5 protein-coding genes and 1 pseudogene are annotated in these 6,128 nt (G+C 72.0%); 4 read left to right on the forward strand and 2 right to left on the reverse strand.

All coding sequences use genetic code 11. The features are described 5' to 3' along the window. The first annotated feature begins 125 nt into the window (after nt 1–125). From BGM09_RS15505 to BGM09_RS15515, 3 genes are all read left to right on the forward strand, one after another. Complete coding sequence (locus BGM09_RS15505; protein ID WP_188282167.1) at nt 126–929, forward strand: ABC transporter permease; 804 nt, start codon at nt 126–128, stop codon at nt 927–929. A gap of 214 nt (nt 930–1,143) precedes the next feature. Continuing rightward, nucleotides 1,144–1,908, forward strand: coding sequence for an ABC transporter permease (locus BGM09_RS15510; protein WP_188282171.1), 765 nt, complete (start codon nt 1,144–1,146; stop codon nt 1,906–1,908). A gap of 7 nt (nt 1,909–1,915) precedes the next feature. Then, a complete protein-coding gene (locus tag BGM09_RS15515; protein WP_411158311.1) occupies nt 1,916–2,920 on the forward strand; it encodes an ATP-binding cassette domain-containing protein in 1,005 nt (334 codons plus the stop codon). Nucleotides 2,921–3,042: 122 nt separating this feature from the next. On the opposite strand, the gene BGM09_RS15520 is transcribed toward BGM09_RS15515, so the two are convergent. Then, nucleotides 3,043–4,185, reverse strand: a complete 1,143-nt coding sequence (locus BGM09_RS15520; protein ID WP_188282173.1) for a N(5)-(carboxyethyl)ornithine synthase — start codon at nt 4,183–4,185, stop codon at nt 3,043–3,045. Between the two features lie 231 nt (nt 4,186–4,416). Then, the gene (locus BGM09_RS15525) at nt 4,417–5,550 is read right to left on the reverse strand and encodes an aminotransferase class V-fold PLP-dependent enzyme (protein ID WP_188282168.1); all 1,134 of its coding nucleotides are present in this window, start codon (nt 5,548–5,550) and stop codon (nt 4,417–4,419) included. Nucleotides 5,551–5,855: 305 nt separating this feature from the next. Here BGM09_RS15525 and BGM09_RS37715 point away from each other — a divergent pair. Then, nucleotides 5,856–6,128: pseudogene (locus BGM09_RS37715) on the forward strand (hypothetical protein); the annotation flags it as partial.

The raw sequence follows: 6,128 nt of genomic DNA on the forward strand, positions 1-6,128 counted from the left end.
CCCGTTGGGGTGATTCGCCGGGGTGTGGAAGGCCGCGGAAAAAACCGGTGGTGGGTGGGGTTCGCCGCGTACTAAGCTCGCCGACTTGCGTCTTTTCCGGGGGTGGGTTCGGGGGTGAGTGAGTGATGGGCGGCTTCTACGGGGCCGTGGTGGTGCGCGGTTTCCGGCGTTACGCCACCTACCGGATGGCGACCGCGGCGGGTGTCTTCACCAATACGGTCTTCGGTTTCATTGTCGCCTACAGCTATGTGGCGCTGTGGGGTCAGCGCCCGCACCTCGGCGGTTACACCGAGGCGCAGGCGCTGACGTATGTCTGGATCGGGCAGGCGCTGCTCCAGACGATGGCGTTGATGGGCGGCGGTTTCGAGGACGAGCTGATGGAGCGGATCAGGTCGGGTGACATCGCGGTGGACCTGTACCGCCCGGCCGATCTCCAGGGGTGGTGGCTGGCGGCGGATCTGGGCCGGGCCTGCTTCCAGCTGATGGGGCGCGGTGTGATGCCGATGGTGTGCGGGGCGCTGGCGTTCGATCTGGCGCTGCCGACCCGGCCGGTGACCTGGCTGCTGTTCCTGGTGTCGGTGGCGCTGGGGGTGGTGGTGAGTTTCGCGGTGCGGTTCCTGGTGGCGCTGAGCGCTTTCTGGCTGCTGGACGGGGCGGGCGTCAGCCAGGTCGCCTTCCTGGCCGGGCTGTTCTTCTCCGGGATGCTGCTGCCGCTGACCGTCTTCCCCGGCTGGCTCGGCACGCTGGCGCGGTCGATGCCGTGGGCGGCGATGCTCCAGGTGCCCGCCGATGTGCTGCTGGAGCGGCACCGGGGGACGGACGCGCTGCTCGCGCTGGCCTTCCAGGCGGGCTGGGCGGCGGCGCTGCTGCTGACCGGCCGGGCGTTGCAGGCCGTCGCGGCGCGCAGGGTGGTGGTGCAGGGTGGCTGAGGAATCCACGGTCGAGGAATCCACGGTCCGCGACGGCACTGAGCGTGCCGAGGGCGCCGAGGCCGCCGAGGGCTCCCGGGGCTCCGGCCGCTCCCGGGGCCTCGGCTCCGTCGAATCGGTCAGGGCCGCCGGGGCCGTCGCCCCGTACGACACGGCCGGCGGCGCGTGGTTCACCGTCCGCGAGACATGGCGTACGTACCGGCTGATCGTCGGCATGTGGGTGCGGTCCACGATGGCGTACCGGACGTCCTTCGTCCTCACCGCGTTCGGCAACTTCGCCGCCACCGGCCTGGACTTCGTGACGATCCTGCTGATGTTCTCGCACATCACCGTGCTCGGCGGCTTCACCCTCGCCGAGGTGGCGTTCCTGTACGGCACCACGAGCACGTCCTTCGGCATCGCCGATCTGGTGCTGGGCTCCATGGACCGGCTCGGCCGCCGGATCAGGGACGGCACGCTCGACACGCTGCTGCTGCGCCCGGTGCCGGTGCTCGCGCAGGTGGCCGCCGACCGCTTCGCGCTGCGCAGGCTGGGCCGGATCACGCAGGGTCTGATCGTGCTCGGCTGGGCGGTCGCGCACGCGGACATCGACTGGTCGCCGGTCACCGTCCTGCTGCTGCCCGTGACGGTGCTGTCGGGCGCGGTCATCTTCTGCGCGGTGTACGTGGCGGGCGGCGCCTTCCAGTTCTGGGCGGGCGACGCCTCCGAGGTGCAGAATTCGGTGACCTACGGCGGCAACACGATGCTTCAGTACCCGCCGGGCATCTTCGCCCGCGACCTCGTGCGCGGCGTCACCTTCGTGGTGCCGCTCGCCTTCGTCAACTGGCTGCCCGCCCTGCGCATCCTCGGCGAACCCGACCCGCTCGGCCTGCCCGGCTGGGTCGACTTCGCCTCCCCGCTGGTCGCGGCGCTCTGCTGCGCACTGGCCGGGCTCGCCTGGCGCGCGGCCCTTCGTACGTACCGCAGCACAGGGAGTTGAGACGGCCGTGATCGGGCAACGCACAGCAGGGGAAGCCGAGTCGGGGCACGGGGCGGACACGGTGATCGCACTCGACGGCGTCGAGAAGGTCTTCGACGTACGCCGTAAAGCGGGCGCGCTGCGCAGGGTGCGCAGCCAGGTGCGGGCGGTGGACGGCATCTCCTTCACCGTGCCGCGCGGCGAGATCGTCGGCTACATCGGGCCCAACGGCGCGGGGAAGTCCACGACGATCAAGATGCTCACCGGCATCCTCAACCCCAGCGGCGGCCGGATCCGGATCTGCGGCCTGGACCCGACGCGCGACCGTACCCGGCTGGCCCGCAGGATCGGTGTCGTCTTCGGCCAGCGCACCACGCTCTGGTGGGACCTGCCGCTGCGCGACTCCTACCAACTGGTCCGCCGCATGTACCGGATCGACGACGCCCGTTACACCCGCAATCTCGCGGCCTGTGTCGAACTCCTCGACCTGGGACCGCTGTTGGACGTGCCCGTGCGCCAACTCTCGCTGGGGCAGCGGATGCGCGGCGACATCGCGGCGGCGCTGCTGCACGATCCCGAGGTGCTGTACCTGGACGAGCCGACGATCGGGCTCGACGTGATCAGCAAGTCCAAGGTGCGCGACTTCCTGCGCACGGTGAACGCCGAACGCGGCACGACGGTGCTGCTCACCACGCACGACCTCACCGACATCGAGCAGTTGTGCCGCCGGGTGATGGTGATCGACCACGGCCGCCTGATGTACGACGGGGACCTCGGCGGGCTGCACGCGGTCGGGGAGAGCGAGCGGACCCTGGTGGCGGACTTCGCCCGCGAACTGCCCCCGGTCCGGGTCGAGGGCGCCCGCTGCGTCAAGGTCGAGGGCCCCCGCCAGTGGCTGGCCTTCCCCGCGCAGGCCAGCGCCGCCCCGCTGGTCGCCGCGGTCGCCGCCGACTACCCGCTGGTGGACCTGTCGGTCCGGGAACCGGCCATCGAGGACGTCATCGCCCGGATGTACGGCGCGGACCGCTCCTGAACGGACCGCTCCTGAACGGACCACCTGACGGGCGCTCCCGTCGGGCCGCCTGACGGGCCGCTCCTGACGGACCGGGGCGCGTACGGACCGCGAGGCCGTACGCGCCCCGGGCGACGCACCGGCTACGGCCGTGCTCGCACGTGGTCGTGCGGATACTCCTCGGCGCGGTGCTGGAAGGCCAGCACCTTGGGGTTCCGCACGGTCCCGCCGCGGATCTCGATCGCCCGCCGCAGGGTCTCGTCGGCGTCCCAGCCCGCCGGGCCCTCCAGGACCCGCCGCAGATACGGCAGCAGCGCCTCGCTGATCTCCCAGGTGGCCGAATTCCACAGGTACGACGGGCTGTGGTCGACTCCGTAGTAGTGCACATGGTCGCCGACGGTGAACATCGGGTCGGTGAACGTGGTGGGCCTGGCCCACGCGAAGCCCATGCCCTCGTCGCAGGACACGTCGATGATCAGGGTGCCGGGGGCGAGGCTCGGCAGGTCGTCCTCTATCAGGAACATCAGCGGCGCGTCGGTGTCCTGGAGCACGCAGTTGACGATGATGTCGTGCCCGGCGAGGAATTCCGCCAGCGGCTCCGAGCCGTCCTCGGTGGTGACGACGCTGCGCCGCGGGTCGAGGGTGTCGTCGGCCTCGTCGTGTTCGAAGTGCACCATACGGGCGGAGTGGATGGGTGACCCGACGGCCGTGACGCCGCGGGCGGTGAGCACGTCCACGTCGTGCACGCCCAGCGCGTTGAGGGCGGTGACCGCGCCGCGGGCGGTCGCGCCGAAGCCGATCACGACCGCGCGCTGCCGCCGCCCGTAGTCACCGGTGACCCCGGTGAGCTGCGTGGCGTGCAACACCGAGGAGTATCCGGCCAGTTCGTTGTTCTTGTGGAAGACGTGCAGGTTGAACGAGCCGTCGCGGTGCCAGTGGTTCATCGCCTCGAAGGCGATCAGGGTCAACCGGCGGTCGATCGCTGCCTGGGTGACCTTCTCGTCCTGCACGCAGTGCGGCCAGCCCCACAGGACCTGGCCCTCGCGCAGTTCCGCCAGATCCTCGTGGACCGGCTTGGCGAGCAGGACGACATCGCACTCGGCGATCAGTTCCTCGCGCTGCCGGAAACCGGCGACGAGCGGTGCGAGCTGTTCGTCCGGCACACCGAAGTGCTCGCCGTAACCGGTTTGGAGGTAGACGCTGCCGAGCAGGTCGGCGTCGATGCGTTCGAAGTGGGCCGGATGGATCGGCAGACGGTGCTCGTTCTCCTTGCGCGTCTGCGCCATGATGCCGAGCGTGAGGTGCGGCTGCCGCGAGTTCTGCCTGTGCTGCGTGAGCTGCTTGTGCTGCTGCAAAGTGCCCCTTTGGTTACTCCCTGTGTAGCACACGGAGCGTGGGCGCGGCGCCCCCCGCGCAAAGGGTGATGCGGGGGACGCGGAGGGACGCCGGCGCCTCCGGGAGACGCGGGGGACAACCGTTGTGGGCGACACGCGTTCGTGGGACCGCCCGCTTCCGGATCAGCGCAGCGACGTCAGGGCCGCGCGGACGCGGTCGACGGCCGCGAGCCGGGTGGAGGCGTGCGCGGACAGCCGTACCGAGTCCGTACGGACCGACGGCGTGACCCCGTGCGCGTGCAGGGCCTTCGCGACGTGCCGCGGGTCGGTGCCGGGCAGCCGGAAGGAGACGATCCCGGCCCGCTCGGCCGGGTCGGCGGGGGACAGGACGTCGCCGCCGCAGGACCGGACGGCGTCGATGAACTGGCCGACCCGCGCGCGGATGTGCGCCTCGACGGCCGGTACGCCGACGCCCTCCACCAGCTCCAGCGCGGTGGCCAGCGCGGCGGCCGTGACCGGGCTCAGATTGGTGGTGCTCCAGCGCTGGGCGCCGGGCGCGGGCGGGTGCTCCACGTCGTCGAAGACGCCCGCGTCCTCGACGCCGGTCCAGCCGCCGAGTGTCGGCTCCAGACGGTCGAGCGCCAGGTCGGAGAGGATTCCGAAGCCGGTCGCCCAGCTCGCCCGCAGCCACTTCTGGCCGCCCGCGACCACCACGTCCGCCGCCGCCCACGGCAGATCCGCCACCCCGAAGCCCTGGATGGCGTCCACCACCAGCAGCCGGTCGGGGCCGATCACCTCGCGCAGCGCCGCCAGATCGGCCCGGTAGCCGGTCCGGAAGTCCACGGCGCTGACCGACACGGCCACGACGTCGTCGGTCAGCGCCGTCCGTACGGCGTCGGCGGTGATCCGCCCCCGCGCGTCCGGCTCCAGCGTCCGCGGTACGGCACGGCCCAGCTCCGCGCTGCGCCGCCACGGGTAGTGGTTGGCGGGGAACTCGCCCGCGGGCACCAGCACCGTGCCCGCCGGGAGGCCGAAGGCCGCGTGGAACAGGCCGGTCGAGGTGTTCGGCAGCAGCACCGTGTGCGCCGCGTCGGTGCCCGCCAGCCTGGCGGCGGCCTCCCGCGCCCTGGGCTCGGCGCGCATCAGGTCGTTCACCGTGTCCTGGTCGGCGTGGGCCGACCTCTCCAGCGCCTCGGCCGTCGCGGCCAGCACGTCCCGTGACGGCGGACCGTAACGGGCGAAGTCGAGATAGCCCTCCGGCTCCTCGAAGTGCTCGGCGTAGCCGGGCAGCCCTCCGGTGGCGTGCGGCGCTGTCATCGCGGTCTGCTCTCTCTGGCGGTCTGGCGGTCTGGCGGTCTGTCGCTGTCTGTCGCTCGTACGTGGCGGTGCCGTGCGGGGGTATGCGTGCGGGGTAGGCCCTGACCGGCGCCGGGAGGCACCGGGAACCCGCCGTTCGTTCCCCCATTGTCGGCGCGGGGGGAAAGCGCCGGCACGACGGGTCCTGGCGCGCGGACGAGGAGGCGTACGGGCAGGCGTACCGGAGCGCGTACGGGCAGGCGTACGTGCGCGCGTACGACAAGGATCACCGGGCCGTGACGGTCGCGGGCGGCGACAATACCCGGGTGGACACGCGGGCGGAGCGGGAGCGGATGGAAACGGCGAGTACGAGCGGTGAGACCGGTACGGGCGGGGCGGCCGACGGCGCACGGCCGGAAGCGGGCGGACGGATCGCGCTCGGGCCCGAGGGTTCCGGGGCCGGGGCCGGGGCCGGGGACGGGGACGGGACATGGTGCACCCCGTACGGGCCGAGGGCGGAGCCCTACGGAAGACCGTCACCCCGCGCGGCCACCCCGCGTCACACCGTGTCCGCCACCGTCAACTCCCCGTCGCCCTCG

Origin of the sequence: Streptomyces sp. CBMA29 (assembly GCF_014596445.1) — a bacterium.
In the GTDB taxonomy this organism is placed as follows: domain Bacteria; phylum Actinomycetota; class Actinomycetes; order Streptomycetales; family Streptomycetaceae; genus Actinacidiphila.

Coding starts and splice junctions, on each gene's coding strand:
- BGM09_RS15505 (WP_188282167.1), top strand. CDS start 126: ATGGGCGGCTTCTACGGGGCCGTGGTGGTGCGCGGTTTCCGGCGTTAC.
- BGM09_RS15510 (WP_188282171.1), top strand. CDS start 1,144: ATGTGGGTGCGGTCCACGATGGCGTACCGGACGTCCTTCGTCCTCACC.
- BGM09_RS15520 (WP_188282173.1), bottom strand. CDS start 4,185: ATGGCGCAGACGCGCAAGGAGAACGAGCACCGTCTGCCGATCCATCCG.
- BGM09_RS15525 (WP_188282168.1), bottom strand. CDS start 5,550: ATGACAGCGCCGCACGCCACCGGAGGGCTGCCCGGCTACGCCGAGCAC.